This window comes from Chloroflexota bacterium, from assembly GCA_020161265.1.
Taxonomy (GTDB): Bacteria; Chloroflexota; Chloroflexia; order Chloroflexales; family Herpetosiphonaceae; genus Herpetosiphon.
In genome coordinates, this window is record JAIUOC010000013.1 from 1 (window position 1) to 25,974 (window position 25,974).

The following is a 25,974-nucleotide window of genomic DNA, read 5'->3' on the forward strand; positions in this document are numbered from 1 at the left end:
CGTGTTCCTCAGCCGTGCGCCACTCATTCCGAAGAATGCGTTCGACTTGCATGCATTAGGCACGCCGCCAGCGTTCGTCCTGAGCCAGGATCAAACTCGCCGACAAATCGCCGAAGCGATTGCGTGTGCTACTAATTTATTGAGCGGTAGCACGGTCACTCATAATTGGTAGATCAACAAACCAATTGCATTGACGGTGACAAAGAAACAAATATTGTTATGATGCATGGAATGTGCTGCGGACGCAGCACCCATCAGTTGGAAAGGTGCAGTTTTGGCGATAAAAAATCCGCAGGTTTATTTTACTAACCAAACGGAAGTTTGTTGCCAGTTGTTTGATGTTTATCTCACATCGTTGCTATCAGTCGATAGCCCGTGAAGTCTACCACATTCAATCGTTCTTGTCAAACCCTTGTTTGTGGTTGATTTCATTCGGTTTATCGCGTCGTGACCATCTTTAAGTCATTCGTTGACAGCCCGTGAAGTCTACCGCAGATGGCCTTGCTTGTCAAATTGGTTGCAAAGGTAGGGTGATCGCCTATAATTGCTCAGCAAAATATGAGATTAAACACCTTTTAGTGATTGAGTGATAACGCATGCAATTGGTTGGTTCAACCCTTTTTCGAGATCGATCATCGATTTTTGCCGAACCATGGCGGGTTTGGCTCGCTACGGTTGGGGGCTTGGTGCTTTGGGCGGTATTGCTCTTAACCATTACTTATCAGTGGCAAGCTCAAGCCACGATTACGCTTGGCGATTATTATGATCCGCCCTTTCTCCAAGGCAATTTCTCACCTGGCGAGGTCAGTCAGGGTAATAATCGTTCGTTTCGCTGGACAACCGGCGATGCCACCATTGCCGTTCCTTTAGCTGGTCGCGGCAGTTGGACAACGAAAATCGATTTGTTAACTCAACATCCTGATGCTAGTCCAGTCAAGGCAACCCTAAATTTCGCCCCGAATGTCGCTGTGGCGCTGCCAGACAGCAATGAGACACGAATTATTCATGCCTTTATTCCAGCTGCCGCAACCAGTAATGGCAATCTGGCAATTGGGCTGAATTCAAATCTATATCAGGAGCAAACGGCAAGTGCCCGAACCTTGGGCGTAGCCTTATTCAATGTCGAGGTTGCTTCAACGACAGGCCGCCCTTGGTTACCACCATTGATTGCAGTGGTTTTGCTCAGCATTATTTTGCTTGGCATCGCCGCGAGCATTCTACTAACTGGAATCAATTGGCCTTGGGCTATTGGCCTTAGCGCGGCAATTGGCGTTGGTTTGGCGCTGCCAGTGATGCTGGCACGTGTGCCGCATACTTTTTGGTTGCCAAATTTGGCGGTGCTGGCGGTTTTGAGCGTTGGCTTAGTTGCTGCGCTACGCAAAATTGTGCCGTGGTTGATGCATAAGGGTGGCATCGAATTAGAGCCACAAACCTTGACGATTTTGCTTGGCTTGTTTTTATTTGGCTTTTGGGTCAAAGCTGCGGGCCAAGTTTATCCATATATGATCGCGATCGATATTCATTGGCATATGGAGCGAGTACGCTGGATTTTGGATGGCCGTTTGGCTGAAATGTATAAGCCAGGTGCGTTCAACGAGTCGGTGATGCCCGAAAAGGAATTCGGCAAGGATCGGCCAATTATTCCGTATTCGCCGTTTTTCCATATTTTTGCCACCTCGTTTGCCTTGCTGCCCTTCCAAATGGAAACAACTGCCAAGGTATTTAGCTCGATCATCGATTCAAGTTATATCTTTTTGATTTATTTCTTTGCCCGTTCGTTTGATTTCTCGCGGCGGGTCGGGTTGTTGGCAGCAGCGTTCTATAATGTTGTGCCATTAACCTATTTACTGCATTCATGGGGCAATGTGCCAACCACCTTTGGTATGTGGTGGACATTTATGAGCATTGCTTTTGTGATTGGGGCTTGGGGCAAGCTTGATCAACGCAAGGTTTGGTGGAGTTTCGCCGCCTTGTTGACTGTGGCATTTTTGATGTACACGGTGATGGCGGTATTCTTGGGGTTGCTGCTGTGTATTTGGATGAGCTATATCGCCATCACCAAGCGTAGCGAACGTCACCAAGCCCGTTCAGTAATCACAGCAATGTTGGTCGGGGTGCTTGGTTCAACGATTGTTTATTATGGATTGTATATTCCAGGCATCATCGAAAAAACGATTCCCTACTTCACCACAACCTTTACCGAAGGCCAAGAGGCGGTTGGCGCAATTCAATATCAGCCCACAGCCTACGATAATTTCCTCGCTTATCGCACCCGCTTATGGAACCATGGCTTGATGATTCCATTCCTGCTACTGCCATTCGCTTTGTGGGTAATCGCCCGCTTGCGCACGCGCCAGCCCGAAACTCGTTTGTGGATGGGATCAATTTGGATGTGTGCCATGGTAACCGTTTCGTTACTATTCACCGTGATTGATCGCAATGTGCCGATGGTCGATAAGCATATTATTTTCTTGATTCCAGTGTGGGCGATTTTGATGGCAATGTTGATGGATATGGCGCTCAAACGCTGGCGTTGGAGTAGCATTCTATTTGGCTTGGCCTACCTTGGGCTATTTGCTATGTCGATTGAATTATGGACACGGCGGATCGCAACGGTGACACAAATATGGTAGTTGATTCAAATGAAATGGCATTGATCGAGCAGATCGATCGTTGGGTTGAGCCGATGAACTGGCGACCCGATTACGCCACTTGGCGCGAAAAACGGATTTGGCAAGAGCGTTATCAAGCCGAACGCTTAGCATTAATTGAGCGTTTTGGCGGCGAGCTGGCTAACACGCGCATTCTAGAAATTAGCTGTGGTATGGGCGGCACGCTGGTGGCCTTGGCTCAAGCTGGTGCTCAGCCAGTCGCGACTGAATTCAACCGTGATTATTGCCAGATTAGCAAGCATCGCGCAGCTCGTTATGATCTCAATGTGCCAATTTTGAATGCGGTTGGCGAGGCTGTGCCGTTTGCCGATAATAGCTTCGATTTGGCAATTTGCTGGGATATTGTTGAGCATGTGCAAGATCCAGCGGCGATGTTGGCCGAGTTGCGGCGGGTGATTCGGCCTGGTGGTCGGGTATTGCTCACAATTATCAACCGCTGGGCATGGCGCGACCCGCATTACCATATTCGTGGGATCAATTGGTTACCGCGCAGTATGGCTGATCGCTTGGTTGCCACACGGCTCAAAACCAAACAAGCGATGGGCTTGCAAGATCGCCAGCGTTTGAGCGACATGCATTATTACACGATGAATCAATTTCGTGATTTGGCCCAGCAGTATGGCTTCAAGGTTGCCGATATGGAAGCTTTGGACATTCAGCATGGCAGCAAACGCCGCGCCCAAGGCCTCAAAGGCAAACTGCGCGATTTGGCCTATCGGCTTGGTTTAGGCTTGCCTGCTTATTATTTGTACCGCGATTGGGTCAAGGGAACCTACGAATTGGTGCTGTGGTAATGCATATTATTCACTACAATCTGACGACCACTAGCAAAGTCGGCGGAGTTGAAAGTTTTGTTTGGGAATTGGCGCAGCAGCAAGTTCGGCTCGGCCATCGGGTTACGATTGTTGGTGGCCAAGGCCCAATTCAACGGCCAAATCAGGGCTTACGAGTGCTAAAATTCCCATTTATTGATCGGGCACGTTTGGCTTGGGGGCCATTACGTCGCGCTTATGCTTGGCGCAAATTGGCCGAACGCCTGTCGTTGCTGCCACGGGCTTGGCCAATTTTGAAAACTGCCGATTTGGTGCATATTCACAAACCGTATGATTTGGTCGTGGCTCCGTTGCTCAAACGGCATGGCATTCCCACGGTTTATCACGGCCATGGCGAAGATTTTTTTCGCGGCGATGTCCAGCTCATGCAGTCAGCCGCCGCGCTGCTTTCGTGCTCTAGCTACAATGCCCAAACCTTGCAGCAACATTATGGGCGCACGGCGAGCGTGGTCTATAACGGCGTTGATATCGAGCATTTTCGACCTTTGGCAGTAGATCCAGCATTACGCCAAGCAATTGCTGGCGATGCCCAATGGTTATTGATGCATCCTGGGCGCATGATGCCTTGGAAGGGTCAGCGTGATGCAATTAGTGCATTGAGTTTGCTCGATCATACCTATCATTTGGCCTTTTTGGGCGATGGCGAAACCTGCCAAGCCTTGACTGATTATGCCAAAAGTTTGGGTTTAACTGAGCGCGTGCATTTTCTGGGCACAATTGCTCACAGCGAATTGCCGCGCTATTTGGCCTGCGCCGATTTGGTGCTTGGTACAAGTTACACATCTGAGACGTTTGGCATGGCCTTAGCTGAGGCTCAAGCTTGTGGCCGCCCCGTTATCGCCTCGTCGTGGCGCGGTTATGATGATGTGGTGCAAGCTGGCAGCACTGGCGAACGCTTTATCGCCCAAGATTCAGCCGATTTAGCTCGCGTTATTAGCCAACTTTGCAATGATTCAGCCTATCGTGAGCAACTAGCGCGTGCTGGTCGCCAGCGGGTACAGCAATTGTTTCCATGGTCGGCAGTCGCCGAGCGGGTTGAAGTGGTGTATCAGAACATAGAACATAGAGCATAGAGCATATTATTTTAGGGTTAGGAATGGCTTTCTGGTCAACAGCAGCAAAATTCGTGCTCTTCGTAGTTTTGGATTTTGTTATCCCAATAACCGATCCCCAACAACCGATCCCTAGCTAATACGGAACAACAATGCAACGATTTTTTGCAACGATCGATACATATGCCAAGGCGCTGCTCACAACGATGATTGTGGGCTATATCGGGGTTTTCGCCACCTTGTCGTGCCTAAAATTGGCATGGTTTCGCCAAGGCTTCGATATGGCGGGCAACGAGCAAACGATTTGGAATACTTTGCATGGGCGGCCATTCCAAATTTCGGTGTTTGCCATGATGCGCTACGATTTTGATGATGGCCCTGTGTTATTGCAATTGCCATTAGCATTATTGTATGGCATATATCAATCGCCCTATACGCTGCTTGTGTTGCAAACAATCGCCTTGGGGATTGCAGCTTGGCCTTTATATTTGATCGTGCGTGATCTTTTACCAAAGCCATGGCATGCTTTGGTAATTGCTGCCATTTATTTATTACATCCCACAACTCAGCATATCAATATGTACGAGTTTCAATTGCGCTCATTTATGATTCCATTTGCCTTGGCAGCGTTATTATATTTGCGCCGTGAACGTTTAGGATTGTATTGTTTATTTCTGTTTTTGATGATGTGCACCAAAACTGAGGCTGGTTTTACGTTAATTGCCTTTGGTTTATATGCAGCTTGGCAGCGCAAGCCTTGGAAATTTACTGCATTTCCTTTGGTGCTGGGGCCAGCCTGGGTTGCGATAGCTTTGGGCGTAATCGTGCCAGCCTTCAGCGAGGGTAATTTTATTGCTGATATTTACAGTTATGGCAGGCTTGGCAAAACTGTTGGCGATGTGATCACAACCATGCTCACCAACCCAGCCCTTGCTTTTAGCGTCATGACCGAACCACCCAAACTCAAATACTTGTGGCAATTGTTTGGGCTTGGTGGTTTTTTGGCCTTGCTCAGCCCAACCTTGCTGTTGGCTTTACCAGTTTTGGCGCTTAACCTCATCTCGCCCAATGCAGTCCAATTCAGCCTGAATTATCAATATGGCTCGTTAGTTTATCCATTTTTGCTTGTGGCCTCGGTCGAAGGTTTGCTGAATCTCACCCGCTGGACAGTGCGCAACCCGCAATCGCATGAACGGGCAGTACATGGCGCGGTGCTGGTTTTATTGCTGATTGGGATTATCGGGAATTTGACCTTGAATAATGTGGTGAAAACGGCGTTGAGCAACCGCGAAAACCCAACGCGGGTCGCTGATGCCCGATCAATTTTGGCTCAAGTGCCTGCTGATGCCGCCGTTGCCGCCAGCACCTTTCTGGCACCACACCTCGCCCAGCGCCAAGAAATCTACTTTTTCCCTGGCAACAAATCGTATCCCGCCGAATATATTGAGCGAGCCGAGTATTTGGTGTTTGATCGGCGGCCACCAGGCAATAGCGCCGAAACTCGTGCTGCAATCGAGCGCTATTTGAACGACCCTGCGTGGGTGATTGTGGCCGAGGCTGGCGATTTTGCCTTATTGAAGCATCATTAAGAACATAGAACATAGAGCATAGAACATAAGAAAACCATGAATCGGGGAAAGCTATGGACTGATGGCAGGTGGAAGTTGGTTGTTTGGGACAACTATTTGAGCCAGAACAACTAACCGATCCCTAACCCCTGAACCCCGATCCCTAAAAAATTAAGGATAGATCGATGAAAATATTGATTGTTGGGCTAGGCGGGGTAACCGCAACCTTCCGCAACTGGCCTGAGCGAATTGTGGCGCTCGGTTTGGCTCAACGCGGTCATTCCGTTCGCGCGATTGGAACCCACGATCCCAAACGACCTGCCTTAGCTGCCCGCCATGAAATCATCGAGGGCGTAACGGTACAACGAGTGCGTTCGGGTTACGCGCCAAATCGCGAGTTGCAACAAGCCTTGGAGCACGGCCCAAAGCCAGATTTGATTCATTTTATGCATCCGCGCAATGTGCTGGCCGCCCAAACCAGTGCCTGGGCCAAACAACACAAGATTCCCACGGTGTACACATGGCTGGGGCCGTATCACGATGCCTATTTGGTTGATGATCGTGAGCGCCCATTTGAAACAACCATCCACTATCAGCGGCCAATTTGGACCAAACAGCAATTTTGGCAACGCCTCAAATCAGCCCATTCGTGGCGCACAATGCGCGACCATCTACGCAATTGGCGCTTGCATCGCCCGTTGTGGGAAGCCGATCAGCTGATTCCATGCTCACAATTCGAGGCCGATGAACTTAAACGTATGGGGTTGCAGCAAGAATCAAGCGTGATTCCCTTATGGATTGATGATTCGGCGATTCAGACTACCCCGGTTGTTTTACCTGATTTGAAGGTAAGCCGCCCATGGATTTTATTTGTTGGGCAATTGACTCCGCGCAAGGGCTACGATTTGGCCTTGCGGGCCATGCCAGCAATGTTGCAGCAATATCCCAATGCCAATTTATTGATGGTATCGGGGATTAACCACGCCGAACGGGCCGAAGTCGAGCGAATCGCCCAAGAACTGAATATTCAACAACAGATTCATTTTTTGGGGCGAGTTGATGATGCAACCTTGGTCAACCTTTTTCGGCATTGCGATGTGTATCTCACGCCAACCCGCTACGAGGGCTTTGGATTGACCTTGCTCGAAGCCATGGCAGCGGGTGCGCCCTTGGTTGCCAGTGATATTCCGGTAGTCAACGAAATTGTGCGCCATGGCGAAAATGGCTTACTAGCGACCTACAACAACCCCGAAGCCTTGGCCGCAGCCGCCAATTTGATTCTTGGGCAGCCGCGTTTAGCCGCCAAACTCCGCAGTGGTGGGCAGCAAACATGCGAGGTATGGTATAATCCGGCCCGATGGACGACCGCCTTAGAGCAGGTCTATACGCGAGTAATCAATGAGCACTAAGATCGACGAAACCAGCTATTTTGCGCCGCAGGTCAGCAAATCCGACCGCAAAATTGCTGTGCAATACCGCCGGATGTTTGCGTTTGGTGGCTTGGCCAAGCACTTACCCCAAGGGCCAGTGCTCGATGTGGGTTGTGGCGCGGGGCCGGGGTTGCGCTATATTCGCAGCCGTGGCACAACCGCAATTGGCGTAGACCCTAGCATTTATGCTTTGCGCGAAGCAGCCAAATTGATTGATGTCGATCTGGTGCAGATGGATGCTGCGCCGCGTTTTCCATTTGCCGACCAAACCTTTGGCATGGTGCTCGCCAACGAGGTGATTGAACATGTACCCAATGGCGTGGAATTTCTGCTTGAATGCGCTCGGGTGCTACAACCTGGCGGAATGGTCTTTTTAACCACACCCAATCTTTGGGATATTCGACGGGTGCTGGCTCCCTTGGTTGGCAAAGTTTGGTCGGGCGATACCGACCCCACTCATATTAATTTATATACCCCTTGGCGCTTGCGAAACGATCTCAAAGCCGCCGGATTTAAACAACCACGGATCAAAACTGGCTTTAAACCCATTCGCTGGTTGCCACCACATCGCAACCCGCTTGCTATTCCCTACCCGCCCTTGATCGGAAATGGGATGGTAGCCACTGGAGTACGTTAAGTGCAATCGAACAAACCGCAGCGGAGCCTCACCAGTGAGGTTTGGAGCGCAACGCTTTGGAATACGCTGCTGTTTCCAGCCCGCTTTTTAGTTGGCATCATCACCAGTGTGATTTATTACGGGCGGCTTGCACCTGAGCAGGTCGCTTTGATTTTTCTCCTCACCAGTTTGGCTGCTTCAATTGGCACCTACGCCGACCTTGGGATCGAGCGCAGTTTGCCACGCTTCATCCCTGAAGTCGAGAAACGTCAAGGTCGCCAAGGTGTTTTGCGCTTTCTCTGGCGTATGATCGGGCTTAAACTGGCAATTATGGCCGTGCTGGTGCTCGGTTTGAATCTGCTGGCCCAACCCATGGGCAATTATTTGATCGAGCAACAACGAACTGAGGTTGTTGAACTCGAAAGCCAAATCCGCAGCCTTGAGCAGCAATCAGCCACGCCCGACCAAATAAGCAAACTCAGCAAATTGCAAAATCAGCGCACTGGTACGCTTACGGTGATTGACCAAATTGAGAGCCAAAGCCACTGGTTTATGCTAGTAGTCAGTGCTTTATTAATTTTGGGTGCACTGTTTGATGTCTTTATGCAGTTTCTGACCGCTTACTTCAAACAACGCGCTTGGAATCTAATCACTTTAGTCACAACCTTGCTCCAACCAATTTTAGTAACAATCTTTATTTTGCTTGGTTGGGGCATCACGGGGGTATTGATTGGCTTGGTGCTCACGCCGTTGGTTAGCGTGTTGATGGCAGCATGGCAAGCATTACGCGCTAGCCGCGAGCTATCCGATATTGGCGAGGGCGAGGCGAGCGATCCCGAATTACCTAAGCGTTTTGCCAAATTTGCCGCAGTCTCCTATTTAATGCAAATCACCACTTGGGTATATGATATTCAGTTTGTAACGCTGTTTACGGTGACCCAGCTGAATGCCCGCGATGTGGCGATTTTGGCCTTTGCTTATAAATTTGCCAAAGATTACCTTGGCTATATTTGGATGCCGCTCAACGGCGTGATGACTCCGCTGCTTTCGCGGATCAAATTACGCCGCGATCCCCAATCGCTGCAAGATGCTCATGGTGGCTTGGCACGCATGATTTGGCTGTTGATTGTGCCAGCAGGCGTGGGCTTGGCGCTGCTCACTCCGCGCATGGTGGCGGTGCTGTATCCACTCTATACCGATGCCAGCAGTTTAATTATCGTGTTTATTGCCTTTACCTTTGGCGAATCGTTGCTGAGCGTGCCGCATAATGTATTAATGGTTTATGAGCAATATCGGGCGGTGATTATTTCGCGCTTGTTTGCCTTTATCAGCGTGCCATTGGTTTTTGTGCTGCTACCACGCTATGGCATGTTGGGCGTGGCGATTGCGGTTGGCGCAGTGCGAGTTGCCACCCGCTTGATCACGCTCTATTATGGGTGGCGCAATTTGGGGCTGCAATTGCCATGGCGGTTTTGGCTACGGGTTTGTGCTGCCAGCGCCAGTTTTGCGGTTGCTTTAATTGGATTAATGCAACTTTGGCCAATGCCTGAAGCAGCGGCTGGCTGGCAAACTAAATTAATCAATCTGTTGCCATTGATGTTGTTTGCCGCAATTGGCGCTGGCCTCTATTTACTCACACTAAAGTTGCTCGGCGGACTTGATCCGGCTGAGCGCGAGCGTTTATTGAGCATGAAACTTCCATTCAAGGGCGTGCTTCGGCGCGTATTATAGTTATGATCACATCACCAAAAACCATCCGTTGGATCATCGCCTCAATTGTCGGGGCTGGGATTATCATCCGGCTAATCTTCGCCTTGCTGCCGCTGCAAACTCATTTGCTGGTGCTCGAAGATGATGCTTGGATGGTCACGGCTATTGCGCGGAATTGGGCCATGGGCCAAGGCATCACCGCCGACGGCATTACGCCAACCAATGGCTTTCATCCGTTGTACCCATTGACCTTGGGGGCGATTCCGTATTTGCTTGCGCCCGACAATTTAGCCTTGGGCTTTACCGCCAATTTGCTCATATGTGCTTTGTTGGCGAGTGCGGTGATGTGGCCACTATGGCATTTGCTCAAACATTGGATGAACTGGCAGGCTGGTTTATTTGGCTTGATTTTGTATGGCTTGAACCCAACGTTGGTACGATTAACCGTCAACGGCATGGAAACCTCGATGGCCTTGTTAATGTGGGTCACCACCTTACTAGTTGCGGTCAAAATCGATCCCAAAAAATTAAGCCATAATCTAGGCCTTGCCGTCTTAACTGCCGCCATGATTCTGACTCGTTTGGATGGGGCATTGTTGTTTGCTGCGATCGCGGCGGCGCGGTTGATTTGGGCTTGGCGAGCCAAACGCTTACGCCGTGAATTGCCCATGCTCACCAGCTATATCGTGGTTACCTTTACGCTGTTAGTGCCCTATTTCTGGCGCAATCTGACGGTATTTGGCTCGTTTTCGCCCAGCAGCGGCAAAGCCTTGACCTACTTGCACAGCTACGTCAACTCGTATGCACTCTCGAATGGGCTTGATGGTTGGTACGTCAATAGCGCCATTTCGATGGAAGTATTGGGGCGCTCAGTGGTTGGCGCAGCGATTTGTTTGGCCATTTTTGCGGCATTTGTGGGCTTTTGGATTGGTCGTCAACTTTGGCTCGGATTGCCATTATTGCTCTATCTGCCCATTCCGTTGGTCTACTATGGCTATATGATGCAGCAAGATAATCCACGGCACTTTGTACCTTGGTCGTTGGCAGTGATTATTTTGCTGGCTTGGGCCTTGGCTGCGATGCTGCAACGCTTGCCATCAATCAGCTATTTAGCAGTGCCAGCGATGATTGCCGGCTTGCTGGTTGTGCAAACCCTCGATAGCTCGCGCTTTTGGCAAGAAAAAGAAACCGCGCCCAGCCAATCGCAACCAACGATGTATCAAGCGGCCTTGTGGATGCGCGATAATTTGCCCAGTGATGCCTTGATCGGGGCGAAAAATTCGGGCATTTATCAATATTATTCAGGCCATCATGTGCTGAATATTGATGGCAAATTGAACAACGACATTCTTGAGGTCTATGATCAACGGCGCATGCTCGATTACTTGCGTGAAAAAGGCGTGACCCACTTGATCGATCAAGAGGGAACCATAGCCGATCATATTCAGTTTTATAGCTCTCAGTTTGGTGAACGGCCCGAGCATCGTGTGCCCACAACCTTCACTCAATTCAAAATCTATGGTCAATTATTGCTGAGCAGTTTGGGGCTAGCCGATAAACCAGTGCTTGATCGGCGCGATGGTTTTGAGCCAAATCAGCCATTTAGCAGCATCACCACGGTGATTCAGCGCTTCCCACGGCCAAACGATAGCAATAATCCGATTGCGATTTTTGAACTTAATTAAAAAGGATTTGTAGTTATGGCGCGATATTTGGTAACTGGTGGCGCAGGCTTTATTGGCTCGCATTTGGTCGATGCGCTCTTGCAACGCGGCGATGCTGTGCGGGTTTTCGATAATTTTTCGACTGGCTATGAGCATAATCTGGCGCATTGCATTAATGATATTGAGTTGGTGCGCGGCGATTTGCGCGATGCCGAAGCGGTGAGCCAAGCAGTGGCGGGTTGCGAAGTAATTTTTCACGAAGGTGCGTTGCCATCAGTGCCGCGCTCGGTCAGCGACCCACTAACCACCGATGCGGTCAACACTGGCGGCTCGTTGCATGTGTTGCAAGCGGCGCGTCAGCATGGTGCGCGGCGCGTCGTTTTTGCCGCATCATCATCGGTCTATGGCGATACCCCGATCTTGCCCAAGGTCGAAACCATGGCCATGAGCCCCAAATCGCCGTATGCAGTCAGCAAAATGGCCGCCGAAAGCTATTTGAAGGTTTTTCATCATGTGTATGGTTTAGAAACGGTTGGCTTGCGCTATTTCAACGTCTTTGGGCCGCGTCAAGACCCGACTTCGCAATATTCAGGGGTGCTGGCCCGCTTTATGACCTTGGCATTGCAAGGCGAACCGTACACCATGAATGGCACTGGCAATCAATCGCGCGATTTTACCTATGTGGCGAATGTGGTGCAGGCCAATTTGCTGGCAGCAAGCGTGCCTGCCGCCGCAGGAAACGTGTTTAACATTGCTTGTGGCGTGCGCGTTAGCCTCAACGATATTGTAGCGCTGCTGAATAAATTAGTTGGCAAAGAGCTACCAGTTATTTACAGCCCAGCCCGGACTGGCGACGTTGAGCATTCACTGGCCGATATTAGTGCTGCACGAGCAGTATTGGGTTTTGATCCAAGTGTCGATATTGAAACTGGCATCGCCCACACGCTGGATTGGTATCGCACTCAGGGAGCCTAAATTCAATGCGCATGCTCTACTTCACCACTGCCTACAACGCTGCCTTGCTTGATCGGGTGCATGAAGAATTTTTGTTGCGCTGGCAAGCCCTTGGCCATGAAACCAGCATTCTTGTGCCCGACCCTAGCCGCGACCGTCAAAGCCGGTGGTTGGTTGAAGATGGCGCGATTCAGGTTTATCGGCCAGCGGTGAGCATGCAACCCAGCGATCGGCTATTAAATAATTTAGGCCGACGCTTGACTGAATATAGCTATTTTTTCAGTTTGCTGCGCGATTATTTAAGCTTTTTGCGCCAACACCCCGAAATTGAGATTATCCATGTTGAATCAGTTTACCCATTGGGCGCGATTGCTGCCGTGGCTTCGTTGATTGATCAACGGCCATTTGTGCCAACCATCCGTGGTGGCGACTTAATTGCTGATGATTCGATTAGCTATGGTTTTGCGCGTTACAAACGAGTCCGCGCTTTGCTCAAATTAACCTTTGCACGAGCGGCGGCAATACGCTCGGTTTCACCGAGTGCCAGTGCGATGGCCGAGCAATTTGGCTGCCCAACGCAGAAAATCATCACGATTGGCCGGAATATTCGCGATGAATATTTCGAACGTGATCAAGCGGCCTTTCGGGCTGAAAGTCGGGATTGGTTACGTCAAGAATACCCAGCGATTGCTGGACGCAAAGTGATCGTCGCGGCAGGACGCTTATTGCCCGTCAAAGGCTTTGATGATTTGATTCAGGCCTTGGTTGGTTTACCACAGGCTGTAGCACTGATTTGCGGGCCAAATCGAGTTGATGAAAAGCTTGGCGATTATGGCAAATATTTAGGCCAATTGGCCCATCGCCATGGCGTGGCTGATCGAGTAATCTTTACAGGAGGCATTCCCCGTGAGCAAATGCCGCAGTATTTTGCTGGAGCCGACGTGCTAGCCGTGCCTTCGATTATTGAAGGTGGCAACCGCACCGTTTTAGAAGCAGCAAGCTTGGGAGTGCCCTTCGTGGCGACTCGTAGCGCTGGCACACCCGAATTTTTTAGCGCTGCTGCCGGCATTAACATCGCGCCACATCGGCCTGATCAACTCTGGGCTGGCTTAGCCACAATTTTAGCTGAAACCTCGGAACAAGCCCAGGCTCGCAGCCAAACCTGTCAACAAGAAGCCCAACAATTTTATTCACCTCAAGTCGCCCAGCGGCTCGCTCGGCTTTATGCAACAATTTTAGCCAATCAGCCGCTATCAGGGAACTTTTAGCTAATCTTCATCTTTTAACCTACTAAGGACGTTGATTTTACGTTGACAGAATCAACAGCATCGTGCTACGCTCAATAACTGCAATCCACACATGCTGCGGGATTCATTCCAAACTCTCACTAGAACTTAGGAGGAGTTCAATGCGACGAAATATTATGGGTTCATTGGGTGGGCTAGCGCTCCTAACCATTGTTATCAGTGGTTGTGGTGCGGTAACCAGCGCTCAACAAGAGCAACAAATTACGATTCCAACTGCACCCCCAGCCCCAACCTATGCCCCAATTGAGGCCGAGGCGATTCCTGAAGCGCCAAGCGTCGAAAACCCCAACAAAGCGCCTGTTCGGTATAGCAATAGCTTTGATAGCGCGTTGAGCGAATGGCAGGTTTTCGATATCTGGAGCAATTCGACTGAGCTTTCGAGGTGGGAAGTTAAGCAAGGGGTGGTTGAACAAGTTACTGGCCCCGATGGCTATGGTTCAAGCACCCCAACTGGCTTGGTAACCGGCGATAAAGCTTGGGCCGACTATAGCATCCGTGCTCAAGCCTATTCGTTTGGCAACAGCATTATGGGTGTGATTGGTCGGGTCAATGATGCTGGCTTCTATGCCTTTGTAGTGCGTCCCGAAGGTGCTGAAGGTGGCAAAACCGTCAGCTTGCAACGCTATGATGCGGCAACCGATAGCTACACATTGTTGGCCTCAAGCGCCGATAAAGGCTGGAGCAACAAAACCTGGGCAACGCTAGAACTACGCTTTGAAGGCAAGACAATTATTGCCAGCATTGATGGCATCGAAGTATTGCGAGCCGAGGATGAGAGTTACGCTGCCGGACAAGCAGGAGTCTATGGCTATGCTGAAGGCAACCTTGCATTCGACAATCTAATCATCCAATAAAGCGATTGCCGCATACAAAAGGAACCGATCAATGAATGAGTCTACATCGATGAAGCGAGCCAGTGTTGTACTGTTCTTGCTGGTTTGTCTCCTAATTCCATTGGCTTTCAAGCAAGGCGGAACTGGGGTTAAGGCGGCAATTCAGGCGGTTGGCTGGGGCAGCGTAGAAGTTCGCTACGTTAGTGCCAATACCAATGTTTATCCTGATATTAAATACGATGGTAATGGTAAAAGCCACGTTGCTTGGGTTGAATATGGAGCAACTGATGCCGATGGCGCACGCTTGCTCTATACCAACAACGTTTCGGGCGCATGGCTGACCCCTTATGAAGTAACTGGCTCGGTTGCCCGTGGCACTGACCCATTACACTCGATGACCTTGGAAAGCAACCGTGTGCACTTTGTGTATGTTGCTAACTCAGGTTTTGCAGCTCACCGCTATCTGACGGTCAACGGCTCGGATATTACCAAAAGTAGTGTTACAACCCTCAGCACCACCAAGGCCTCAACGCCTGAACTCTTGACTGATAGTAGCGGCAAAATCCATGCCTTCTGGGGCGACCGCCGTGCTAGCAGCTTGCCTCAAGTTGTCCACCGTATTTGGGCCAATGGATCATGGGAAGCCAACACGGGTCGGTTGATTCGCAACGATGGCAATAACCAACGCTATATCGGGGCAACCCAAACCAGCGATGGCGTGATTCACGTTGCATTTAGCGGCGATAGCTCGGTGCGCTATGCGACTTTCAATGGCACGACTTGGACGGCTGGCTCCGATTTGGCCTCAGGCAAAATCAAGCAAGTCTCGTTGACTTCAAAAGGCAACACGGTTGCCGCCTTGTATAGCATCGACAGCAGTGGCCGCAAAATGTACTATCACATTGGCTATGGCACAAGCTGGTCGAATCGGGTATTGGTCAGTAGCGGCTCATCGTTCGATGAATTCCCTGAAATTATCTACAGCCCAACCGCTGATCGGATTTATGCTTTGTGGATGAGCGGGGTTGACGAAAAGAATCTCTATATCGTTAACCGCGAAATTATCGTTGGTGGAGCAATTGCTAATTTGCAATACGCCACTTCATCAAAAGCCGAGCGTAAATGGACTCGCGCTGCGGTTCAAGGTACGGCGATTGGGGTAATTTGGCAGGATAAAGCGATCGGACGCTATGATATTCGCCAAATCACTGGCAATACCAGCGGCGTAGCTCCAGCCACCTCAACGCCAACCTTATCACCAACCCCAACTCTGCCACCAGTTGGCTTTACGGTCGCCCGTAGCAGTGCCAGCCCAAGTAGCAACCCTAGCGTTACCTTGGCATTGTCGAACTTAACTGGCAACCCCGACCAAATGCGGGTTAGCACCAGCGCCTTCACTGCCCAAGCGGCCTCGCCAGCATGGGAAGGCTTGAATACAAGCAAAACCGTGAATACTGGGGCTGGGGTAAATTCATGTGCTACCACAGTTTATGTGCAGTTGCGCAATAGTAGCAATGGTGGCATTTCAAGTGTGCAAACGGTTAGTGCTGTGATTGACAGCTCGCTGCAAAGCACACCCCAAATTTACACCATGGAAACTGCGCCAAGCGCTCGCCCAGCCAGCTTGACCCAAGTACAGGTGCAACCATTCGCGCCTGATCGGGTTTCTGAAAAATATACCCGTAACATGACCTTCGCCTATACCATCGCTCAAGAAACTAGTGGTTGTTCAGGCGTTACGCGGCATAAAGCTGGGCCATTCGTGGTCAACGGCTCAAGCTATCCATATAGTGGCTTCTCGGCCTTCGATAGCTTTGTAACCGGCAATGATAGCGCTGGCACGGGCTTTGAAGAACAAACGGTCAATGCAACCGTGATTCTAACCGACACCTTGGGCAATCAAAGCTTGGTCAGCAAGCAATTTACCTACGACGATGATGCGCCTGTTTTGACTGCTGGCGGCAGCATCACCTTGCCCAATGGCGCAAGCACCAGCGTCTCAGTAATTCCATTGGATTTCACCGCCGTGGTGACTGATGATGGCTTTATGAATACCGCGCCAGCCGACAAGCGCTATTGGGGCGTGTGGGTTGTCGCTACTACCAGCAGCAACTTCCCAACTCCGCAAGATTTCTTGCAATATGGCGACGTGATTGGCTTGGAAGATGGCGCAACTCATGTCGATTATGTGCGTTTGGTCAACGCCTTAACTGGCACTGAATCCGGCACACGCCATGTGCATATGCGCTTCTTGGATGGTGCAGGCAACTACACCGAAACTGGCTTGACTTCGCCAGCAATTACCTTGCAGCCAAACTATAGTGGTCTACCCAACTACCTTCCATTGATTTACAAATATCAATAAGTTCCAACGAACAGGGGCAGCCAATGGCTGTCCCTGTTCGTTTAACCCTCAAAACTTCATCAAATTTCCAAGTTTCGTGAATAATGCGCTAGTTTTAGGCAATAGTGGTACTATAAGCCTGCTTATTGGCATGATTTTGTGCTCATTGGAGTTACTACGTCTCTGCCACTATGGCTTTGCTGAACTCAATTTAATCATGGCTTTTAAATTAACTTATGCGAATTGCTTATATTGCTTATCCAACCAGTTTGATGCTAGCCTCGGCCAACGCGATTCAAACCTGGACGACCTTACGCGAATTGCGCCAACAAGCGCCCAATACTTTGATTATTATTCCGCGCTGGTTGCGTGAACCAAGCCGCTTTAAAGAGGTCGGCGCAACCCACCTGCAACGCCCAGCGATTGGCAAGCTCTCGCGCTTTAAAAAATCGACCTTGTGGTATTACGCTGAGCGTAGCGTTTTCGCCGCCATGAGTGCTGCCGTCGTAGCCAGCCAACGTTGGCGCGGCGAGGCTATCGATGTGGTCTATGTGCGCGAGGTGATTGCCGCTGGTTGGTGGGCGACACTCTGGGGGCCGTTGCTCAACATTCCAGTGATTTACGAGGCCCATGATCTGGAAAGCTGGAATCCGTCACGCGCCAAAGAAACCTGGGTGCAGCCCGTGCTCAATTTGCTTGATCGCTTGACGCTTGGGCGGAGCGCTGCTGTAGCTTCGTTGACCGATGATTTTCGCCAACTCTTGGCACGTTTGGGCTGGCGTAAACCCAGCGATGTGGCGGTAATTCCCGATGCTTTTGATGATTCGCTGTATCAACCCCACGATCGCCAACAGGCGCGGGCACAGCTTGGGATTGATCCAACTGCACCATTAATTGTCTACGCTGGCATGACCTTCTCGTATCGTGGGCTTGATCGCTTGATCGCTGCTTTTGCCAACTTGCAGCAAACCATGCCAAATGCCCAATTATTATTCATCGGCGGGCGACCAGCCGAAATCGCCCAATTTAGCCAACAGGCCAACCATTTGGGGCTTGGCGAGAGCGTGCGTTTTCTGGGAGCCTTGCCGCAAAGCGCCACGCCAGCCTATTTACATGCCGCCGATGTTTTGGTCATTCCCGATACCGTCACCGACGTAACCGCCTCGCCGCTCAAATTATTCGAATACTTGGCGGTCGAGCGAGCGGTCGTTTTGCCGAATATCCCAGCCTTGCGCGAAATTTTGCCCGAACAGATCGGCTATTATTTTGAGCGTGGCAGTATCCAAGGCTTAGAGCAAGCGCTCGCCGATGCCTTGACCGATCCGCTGCGCCCTGAGCGTGAGCAGGCTGGCCGCCAATGTGTGCAAGATCATACCTATCGCGCCCGCGCTGGTCGGATCAAGGCCTTGTGCCAACAAATTAGCCAAAAATTTAACTAGCAAATTGCTACTCAGCATGATAAGGATAGTATGCATCGCTTAGATCAACTTGTTGAAGAATATGGGCGCACGATGCCCAACGAGGCCAAACCAGCCTATTTTCGCCTGCATCGCTACCGTTTTCGAGCCTTGCTCCGAGCCTTGCCAGCAGCACCAGCTCGCATCCTCGAAATTGGCACAACGCCAGGCACTTTCACCGGAATTTTGCGCCAAGCAGGCTACCAAGTTGCTGGCATTGATCTTTTTCCCCAAGACCGGGCTGAACTTTGGCAAAAACTGAATGTTGAGGTCAAGTTTTGTAATCTCGACGAACAGCCAATTCCCTATGGCGATGGCGAATTCGATGCGGTCGTGTTTTCCGAGGTGATCGAGCATTTAGCTGGCTCGCCGCTCAAGCCGCTGGCCGAAATGCTGCGGGTGCTCAAGCCAGGTGGCCGCGTGATTATCTCCACACCAAATCAATTTTATTTCAAAAGCCGCATGAAAACCCTTGGCGATGTAGTGCTGGCACGACCATTCGAGTCGTTCAAGGAATTTACGCGCTCGATGCAGCTTGATGGGCCGCAGCGCTACTACAATCATAGCCGCCTCTACACTATGGCCGAATTGCGTTGGATGCTTGAACAAGCCGGATTCAAGGTTGCCAAAGAGTTTTTTGGCGATGCTTGGGAGCGTGTCGGTATCGAAAAAAGCCGAATTTTGCGCCATCCATTGCGGGTTGCCACCAAAGCTGGTTTATGGGTGCTGACGAGTTTGCGGCCCGAATGGCGTTCGATGCTGTTGATCGTTGGTACCAAGCCCAGCAAATAAGCCATTACACATGAGGAATCTAGGCCCACTATGAAGCGTCTTTTATCTCAAGCCGGGCCGGTGGTGATTGTGGCCCTATGGCTGGCGCTGCTGCCAATTAGTTTGTTTCGGCTGTATGCCACCGACGAAGTGCAATATTTTGCCTATTTGCGCTCAGTTTATTTCGATGGCGATTTGAATTTTGCCAACGAATATGGCTATTTCGCCGATCTCGGCATGCAAAAAGGCGATCCAGCGGTTTATAACGCGCTGCTCAAAGATCGTTCAAGTGATCCGCCGCTCAACCCAACCACAGGCTTATATCGCAATGTTGCGCCAGTTGGCTCGGCAATCTTGTGGTCGCCGTGGTATGTGGTTGCCGATGGTTTGGTTGGCGTGGGCTTATTTGGCGATGTGCCGCGTGATGGATTTAGCCAGCCCTACATTATTGCGGTGTGTTTGGCATCGGCCTGCTATACCCTGTTTGGTTTGCTGCTTTCCTATCGTTTAGCACGGCGTTGGGTTGGCATGTGGGCGGCCACCTTAGCCACATTAAGCATTTGGCTGGCCTCACCGCTGATCTGGTACACCTACATTCAAGTGCCTTGGTCGCATGGCGCGGGCTTTGCAATGGTCGCCTTGTTTATCACGATCTGGATTGGGCCTACCGATCAACCCCTGCTCGCCCAAGGTTCGCAGCGTTCATGGGTGCGTTGGCTGGCCTTGGCGATCGTCGGCGGCTTGATGACCCTGACGCGTGAGCAACTTGGCTTGTTTTTGCTGTTGCCAGCAGTTGAGGGTTTAGTCGCCTATGCTAGCTTGATTCGCCAAGGTCAATGGCTGCAAGTACGCCAACTTTTGGCTAAGCATGTGTTTTTTGTACTGATATTTGCTTTGAGCCTCGCCCCACAGCTGATCAGCTACAACATTCTGTATGGCCAGCCCAAGCCATCGGGCACAGTTTCGGGCAAATTGAATCTGATCAGCTACAAATTTTTCCATACCTTGTTCGATCCACGGCGCGGGGCCTTTATGTGGCATCCGCTACTACTGATTGGCTTGGCGGGCTTGATTTGGCTCTGGCGTAAGGATCGGTTGCTGACTGGATTGCTCAGTTTAGGTTTATTTGCTCAAATTTACCTGAACGGGGCGTTTGGCTCGACCTGGCATTTGCAAGGCTCATTTGGCTTTCGGCGCTTGATCGAATGCACGCCGATTTTCATTATTGGTTTGGCGCTGCTGATTGAGCGAATTCGCTGGCCCAAAGCGGCGATTGCTAGCCTAGCCTTGCTCTTCATTGTGTGGAATGGCGGCTTAATCTTCCAAGCGGCGACTGATCGCGAGATTCGTGGGCCAGGCTTACGCTGGAACACCATGCTTGCTGATCAGCTTAAAGTGCCCCAATTGGTTTGGCAAAAAGCCGATCAACTGCTATTTAATCGCTGCGAAGTCGTTAAAAATTGCTAACATCAGGTCGCGATGCGATGCAATCCAGCGATGCTTGGCCTATGATACTATCCCAATACCAGATATTTATTCTCAAGTGGGAGCCATACCGATGGAACAACTGCGTGTTCCGACCGACCAAGTGCGTTTTTCTTGGCGGCGTTTAGATCGCTTTCAAAAATGGGCGATGATTACCACGATTGCTACTTATTTCTTGATTTTTGTGGGCGGGATTGTTCGCGCCTCGGGGGCTGGGTTGGGCTGCCCCGACTGGCCCAAATGCTTTGGCTATTGGCTACCACCTGCCAGCGCCGACATGATTGCCCAACATGGCTTCGATGCTAGCCAATTCAACCCAACCTTGATGTGGATCGAATATATTAACCGTTTGATCGGCATGTTGATTGGCTTTTTCTTGTTGATCACCACCTATCTGATGTTCCGTCACTATCGCAAATCGAAGCGGGTGTTTTGGTCAGTGCTTGGCGCATTAGCCTTGACTTTATTCCAAGGCTGGCTGGGTGGCAAGGTCGTACACCTCGAACTCGAAGGCTGGATCGTGACCTTGCACATGATTTTGGCCTTGGTGATTGTGGGTTTGTTGCTGTATGCCACCGTTTGCGCCTTCTTCCCCAATGGCCGACCAATCGCTAATGTTCCAGCTGAACGACGCACGGTAGCCCGCTGGGGGCAGGCGTTGGTTGGCTTTGGCTTAGTGCAATTGACTTTGGGGGCATTAGTCCGTGGTCATATCGACGATGTTAGCTCGAAAATGAACATTCCGCGCAGCGATTGGGTATCGCAAGTTGGGATCACCGACCCGCTGCATCGCACCGGAGCACTCATTTTCACGATCTCGATTTTGGCAGCAACCTATGCAATTGTACATAATCGCAGTTTGCACCCATGGATTCATCGCACCGCTTGGATTGCCAGCGGCTTGGTATTGACCCAAGTTGCGGCTGGGATTGGACTGGCTTATGCAGCCTTGCCACCGCCGTTGCAAGCGATTCACCTGATCGTTGGCTCGTTGCTAATTGGCTGTTTGATGACCTTGGTATTGCTGGCATATCGCTTGCCTGTTAGCCCAAGCACAAGCAACGAGTCATTCAAACAAGTTGCCGAAGCCAGCCACTAAGCGTCAAATCGTCAATTCAAAGGCACGCTTCGGCGTGTCTTTGTGCATGTTGGAGCAGATGTATGCACGATCTCCAAGCCAAGGCCGAGTTGGTTTATCGCGAGTTAGTTGCCTTACATGGATTTAACCAACTCGTACCACGCCGCGAACCAATGCACGAACTGATTTCGACCATGCTTTCGCATCAAACCACCGAGGCCAACGAAGAGCGTGGCTACCAAAATCTCCGGGCAACGTTTCCAACGTGGGAAGCCGTTTTAGCAGCACCAGTCGAAGCCGTGGCCGAAGCGATCAAGCCTGCCAATTATGCTCCCGCCAAAGCCAACAATATTCAAGCTGCCTTGGCTAAAATTCTGGCTGAGCGCGGCGAAATTTCGATTGATTTTCTGGCTGAGCTATCGACTGAAGCAGCAATGGCTTGGCTGACTGGGCTGCGCGGCGTTGGGCCAAAAACCGCCTCGTTGGTACTGTTGTTTTGTTTTAGCAAGCCGATTTTGCCTGTTGATACCCATGTGCATCGAGTCAGCCAACGCTTAGGCTTGGTCAAGGCCAAAACACCGACTGAAGCTCACGAAATTCTGTGGCAATTGCTACCGCACGACGCTGAATGGCTGTTTAACTATCACATTGCGCTATTACGCCACGGCCAACGCATCTGCTTAGCCAAACGACCGCGTTGCAGCCAATGCCCGCTGACTGCACAATGTTTGTGGTATCAGGAGCAGCAACCAACAGCATAATCATCCTAAAAATCACCCGTAATTACTAGCCCAAAGGGGTTATTCAGGGCTAGGCATCAAGCTAAGGCTCGCCTATAATTGCCCCAACCCTTGGGGCTACCCTCTTTGATAATTCCCAGAAGCAATGGCATGCGATAAATCCACTTTATTGTGGTGTGATCACGATCCGGTGATTCACTTATGAAGATTTGGCAACCATGAACCGTGAACAACTTAAACAATTAGAAAGCCAATTGTGGCAAGCCGCCGATGCCCTACGCTCCAACTCGGATCTTAAGGCCAGCGAGTATGCAACTCCGGTTTTGGGGCTTATTTTTCTTAAGTTTGTCGATAATATTTATCAGCGCTATCAACCGCAAATTGAGCAGGCCTATCGCGAATTGCAAAACTCACGCCGTGAGCCAAAGCCAATCGATAAGATCGCGGTGGCAATCTGTGGTTTTTATTTGCCCGACCACGCTCGTTATCACTATTTGCTCAGCTTGCCCGAAGATCAGGATATTGCCCAGGCTGTGATCGCAGCAATGCAAGCAATCGAAACCCATACCACGGCCTTAGCAGGCATGTTGCCGCAAGCAGAATATGTGCGGATTATGCGCAGTAACCCGCAGATTTTGAAACGCTTGTTGCTAACGTTTGCCAACATTCCAACCGATAGCACTGGCGATTTGTTTGGCCAGATTTATGAATATTTCTTGGCCGAGTTTGCCTTGGTCGAGGGGCAAGGCGGCGGTGAGTTCTTTACGCCACGCTCAGTTGTGCGCTTGATGGTCGAAATTATCGAGCCAACCGAGGGCAAGGTGCTCGACCCTGCATGTGGTTCTGGTGGTATGTTTGTGCAGTCGGCGCATTATATTGCTGAGCATTTGCGTGCTCAAGGGCTAGAACCCAACCTTACCAGCCATAATATTGTGTTTCACGGTCAAGAGAAGAACCTCGAAACGGTTAAATTGGCAACCATGAACTTGGCGGTTAATCGGGTACGCGGCGAGATTAAGCAGGCGATTAGTTATTATCAAGACCCGTTTGCCAGCGTTGGGCAGTATGATTATGTGCTGGCTAACCCGCCCTTCAATGTCGATGAAGTTAGTTATGAGCAGATCAAAAGCGATCCGCGTTTTACCAAATTTGGCATTCCACGCAATAAAAGCAAACAGCCAAAGGCTGAAGAAGGTGGCGAGAAAGTACCAAACGCCAATTATTTGTGGATCAATTTGTTCGCTACTGCGCTCAATCCCAAGGGACGCGCAGCCCTGGTCATGGCCAATTCGGCTTCCGATGCCCGTAACTCCGAGGCCGAGATTCGTCAGCGTTTGATCGAAGAGAATTTAATTTATGCCATGGTTACCCTGCCTTCGAATATGTTCTACACCGTAACCTTGCCTGCTACCTTGTGGTTTTTTGATAAAGCGAAAACCAGCGATCAAATATTATTTATCGATGCTCGCAATATTTTCACCCAAATTTCGCGTGCTCAGCGTGAATTTAGCGATCAGCAGTTGCAAAATATTGCTATGATCGTTAAATTGCAGCGTGGCCAACGCCAAGCCTTGATCGATCTGGTCGCCAGTTATTTGCAGCAAAGTGTTGAGCTACTCCAGCAGCAACAGGCTCATTTGCCAGCCGTGACCATGCAATTAGTTCAATTATTAACCAACCCAGCCGACCAGCAAACGATTAATTTTTATACTGATCAATGGTATGCTGTGGCTGGCTTAGCCGATTCGTTAGGCGATTATCAGCAACGTCAATCAGCCGAGATTGCCCACCAAAATCAGGCGCAGCATGGCTTGCGCCAAGAATTCGAACACTTTTTCGAGCGCTTACAAACTGCCCAGCATGCACTTGAACAAACCTTGCGCAACACCGAGCAGCAATGCAACGAGGCCGCCAAAGCCGCTGGCAAACGCAGCCAAGATCGCCAATTCAAGCAGCTTAAACAGGAGCTCGATAGCCTCGCCAGCAGCATTCAAGCTGCCGAAAGCTTCGTCAAGCATGTGCAGTGGTTGCACGAACGCTTCCCCGAGGCGGAATATTGCGATGTGGTAGGCTTATGCAAGTTGGCTAGCCCTGCCGAAGTGGCCGAGCAGGATTATTCGCTGAATGCTGGGCGCTATGTTGGCGTGGTGATCGAAGATGATGGCAAAACGCCAGCTGAGTTTTTAGCCAGCATGCACAGCATTCATCAAGAGCTAGCCCAGCTCAACAGCCAAGCCAAAACCCTTGAAGCGGTAATTGAACATAATTTGCAGCAATTATTTGGATGAAGTATGACTCTATTCAAACAGATGGATTTAGGCGATATAGTTACTTTTCAAAGAGGATTTGATATAACAAAAGCAGAACAATTGCCAGGCACAATACCTATAATTTCATCCTCTGGAATAACTAGTTTTCATAACGAGTCAAAAGTTATTGCACCTGGTGTTATTATAGGTAGAAAGGGAACGCTTGGAGCAGTTTACTACACTAACAATAATTACTGGCCTCATGATACAACATTATGGGTTAAGGATTTTAAAGGGAATTTTCCAAAGTTTATCTATTACTTCCTTAAAACGTTGCACCTAGAAAATTTTGATACAGGCTCTTCAAATCCGACCTTGAATCGTAATCATATCCATAAAATTAGAGTTTATTTCCCTGAGTCTATAGAAATTCAACGCAAGATCGCAGCCATACTATCGGCTTACGACGAGTTGATCGAAGTCAATCGCCAGCGCATCGCCTTGCTTGAGCAAGCTGCCGAAGAACTGTATCGCGAGTGGTTTGTACGCATGCGCTTCCCGGGCTATGAGCACACGCCAATTGAGCATGGGATTCCTCAGGGCTGGGAAGTTGTGAAGTTAAATAGTGTAGTAAGTGAAATTCGTAAAGGTATCAAAAAGAAAAACATAGAATCGGACAATACAAAATATATAGGATTAGAACATATTCCTCGAAAATCAATACTTATCTCAAATTCAGGAAATCTTGAATCTTTTGAAAGCGATAAGCTATTATTTGAATCACGAGATATACTATTTGGGAAAATTAGACCGTATTTACACAAAATATCGCTAGCACATTTTTCAGGCATTTGTTCTACCGATACAATTATTCTTCGTGTAAAGCATACTTTCCTCGAAGGTTTTGTGTTTTATACTCTATTTAGTGACGATTTTGTAGAATTAGCAAATGTGTCATCTAAAGGAACTAAAATGCCTAGAGCAGATTGGGATTTCCTTAAAAATCTAGAAATAAGATTACCTGATAAGGATATTCTGGTTAAATATCAAGAGGTATTCGAATCAAACTTTGCCTATATTACTGCGCTAGATACAATCAATAAAGAACTTCAAACAGCTCGTGATCAACTGCTGCCAAAACTGATGGCGGGCACGCTCGATGTGAGCGATTTGGATGTGCATTACCCACCAAGCATGCGCTAAGCGATTGT

19 protein-coding genes and 1 rRNA gene are annotated in these 25,974 nt (G+C 49.9%); 19 read left to right on the forward strand and 1 reads right to left on the reverse strand.

Features of this window, described 5'->3' with window-relative positions:
* Positions 1-106, reverse strand: a 16S ribosomal RNA gene (locus LCH85_24340); the annotation flags it as partial.
* Positions 107-596: 490 nt separating this feature from the next.
* Here LCH85_24340 and LCH85_24345 point away from each other — a divergent pair.
* The 19 genes from LCH85_24345 (at position 597) to LCH85_24435 (ending at position 25,966) form a co-directional block, all read left to right on the forward strand.
* Positions 597-2,633, forward strand: a complete 2,037-nt coding sequence (locus tag LCH85_24345; protein MCA0355136.1) for a hypothetical protein — start codon at positions 597-599, stop codon at positions 2,631-2,633.
* Positions 2,627-3,466, forward strand: a complete 840-nt coding sequence (locus LCH85_24350) for a class I SAM-dependent methyltransferase (protein MCA0355137.1) — start codon at positions 2,627-2,629, stop codon at positions 3,464-3,466. The genes LCH85_24345 and LCH85_24350 overlap by 7 nt, the downstream gene beginning before the upstream one ends.
* The gene (locus LCH85_24355; protein ID MCA0355138.1) at positions 3,466-4,578 is read left to right on the forward strand and encodes a glycosyltransferase family 4 protein; all 1,113 of its coding nucleotides are present in this window, start codon (positions 3,466-3,468) and stop codon (positions 4,576-4,578) included. The genes LCH85_24350 and LCH85_24355 overlap by 1 nt, the downstream gene beginning before the upstream one ends.
* A gap of 131 nt (positions 4,579-4,709) precedes the next feature.
* Positions 4,710-6,146, forward strand: coding sequence for a DUF2079 domain-containing protein (locus tag LCH85_24360; GenBank protein MCA0355139.1), 1,437 nt, complete (start codon positions 4,710-4,712; stop codon positions 6,144-6,146).
* Positions 6,147-6,310: 164 nt separating this feature from the next.
* On the forward strand, positions 6,311-7,534 hold the full coding sequence (locus LCH85_24365; GenBank protein MCA0355140.1) for a glycosyltransferase family 4 protein: 1,224 nt from the start codon (positions 6,311-6,313) through the stop codon (positions 7,532-7,534).
* A complete protein-coding gene (locus LCH85_24370; GenBank protein MCA0355141.1) occupies positions 7,524-8,192 on the forward strand; it encodes a class I SAM-dependent methyltransferase in 669 nt (222 codons plus the stop codon). The genes LCH85_24365 and LCH85_24370 overlap by 11 nt, the downstream gene beginning before the upstream one ends.
* A complete protein-coding gene (locus LCH85_24375; protein ID MCA0355142.1) occupies positions 8,193-9,902 on the forward strand; it encodes an oligosaccharide flippase family protein in 1,710 nt (569 codons plus the stop codon). It begins immediately after the preceding gene.
* Positions 9,903-9,904: 2 nt separating this feature from the next.
* Positions 9,905-11,566 (forward strand): glycosyltransferase family 39 protein, encoded by a 1,662-nt coding sequence (locus LCH85_24380; GenBank protein MCA0355143.1) that lies wholly within the window; start codon positions 9,905-9,907, stop codon positions 11,564-11,566.
* Positions 11,567-11,581: 15 nt separating this feature from the next.
* Entirely contained in the window at positions 11,582-12,520 is a 939-nt protein-coding gene (locus LCH85_24385) for an SDR family oxidoreductase (protein ID MCA0355144.1), read from the forward strand.
* Positions 12,521-12,525: 5 nt separating this feature from the next.
* A complete protein-coding gene (locus LCH85_24390) occupies positions 12,526-13,767 on the forward strand; it encodes a glycosyltransferase (GenBank protein MCA0355145.1) in 1,242 nt (413 codons plus the stop codon).
* Positions 13,768-13,907: 140 nt separating this feature from the next.
* Entirely contained in the window at positions 13,908-14,660 is a 753-nt protein-coding gene (locus LCH85_24395) for a hypothetical protein (GenBank protein ID MCA0355146.1), read from the forward strand.
* 31 nt (positions 14,661-14,691) lie between these two features.
* Positions 14,692-17,004, forward strand: coding sequence for a hypothetical protein (locus LCH85_24400; protein ID MCA0355147.1), 2,313 nt, complete (start codon positions 14,692-14,694; stop codon positions 17,002-17,004).
* A gap of 215 nt (positions 17,005-17,219) precedes the next feature.
* Positions 17,220-18,422, forward strand: a complete 1,203-nt coding sequence (locus tag LCH85_24405; protein ID MCA0355148.1) for a glycosyltransferase family 4 protein — start codon at positions 17,220-17,222, stop codon at positions 18,420-18,422.
* A gap of 30 nt (positions 18,423-18,452) precedes the next feature.
* Positions 18,453-19,232, forward strand: coding sequence for a class I SAM-dependent methyltransferase (locus tag LCH85_24410; GenBank protein MCA0355149.1), 780 nt, complete (start codon positions 18,453-18,455; stop codon positions 19,230-19,232).
* A gap of 30 nt (positions 19,233-19,262) precedes the next feature.
* Complete coding sequence (locus LCH85_24415; GenBank protein ID MCA0355150.1) at positions 19,263-20,678, forward strand: hypothetical protein; 1,416 nt, start codon at positions 19,263-19,265, stop codon at positions 20,676-20,678.
* A 91-nt stretch (positions 20,679-20,769) separates the two neighbouring features.
* The gene (locus tag LCH85_24420; protein ID MCA0355151.1) at positions 20,770-21,795 is read left to right on the forward strand and encodes a COX15/CtaA family protein; all 1,026 of its coding nucleotides are present in this window, start codon (positions 20,770-20,772) and stop codon (positions 21,793-21,795) included.
* 62 nt (positions 21,796-21,857) lie between these two features.
* Entirely contained in the window at positions 21,858-22,535 is a 678-nt protein-coding gene (locus LCH85_24425) for an endonuclease III (protein ID MCA0355152.1), read from the forward strand.
* Positions 22,536-22,732: 197 nt separating this feature from the next.
* Entirely contained in the window at positions 22,733-24,802 is a 2,070-nt protein-coding gene (locus LCH85_24430; GenBank protein ID MCA0355153.1) for an N-6 DNA methylase, read from the forward strand.
* A 3-nt stretch (positions 24,803-24,805) separates the two neighbouring features.
* Positions 24,806-25,966: a restriction endonuclease subunit S gene (locus LCH85_24435; GenBank protein MCA0355154.1), complete on the forward strand. Its 1,161-nt coding sequence runs from the start codon at positions 24,806-24,808 to the stop codon at positions 25,964-25,966.
* Positions 25,967-25,974 lie beyond the last annotated feature (8 nt).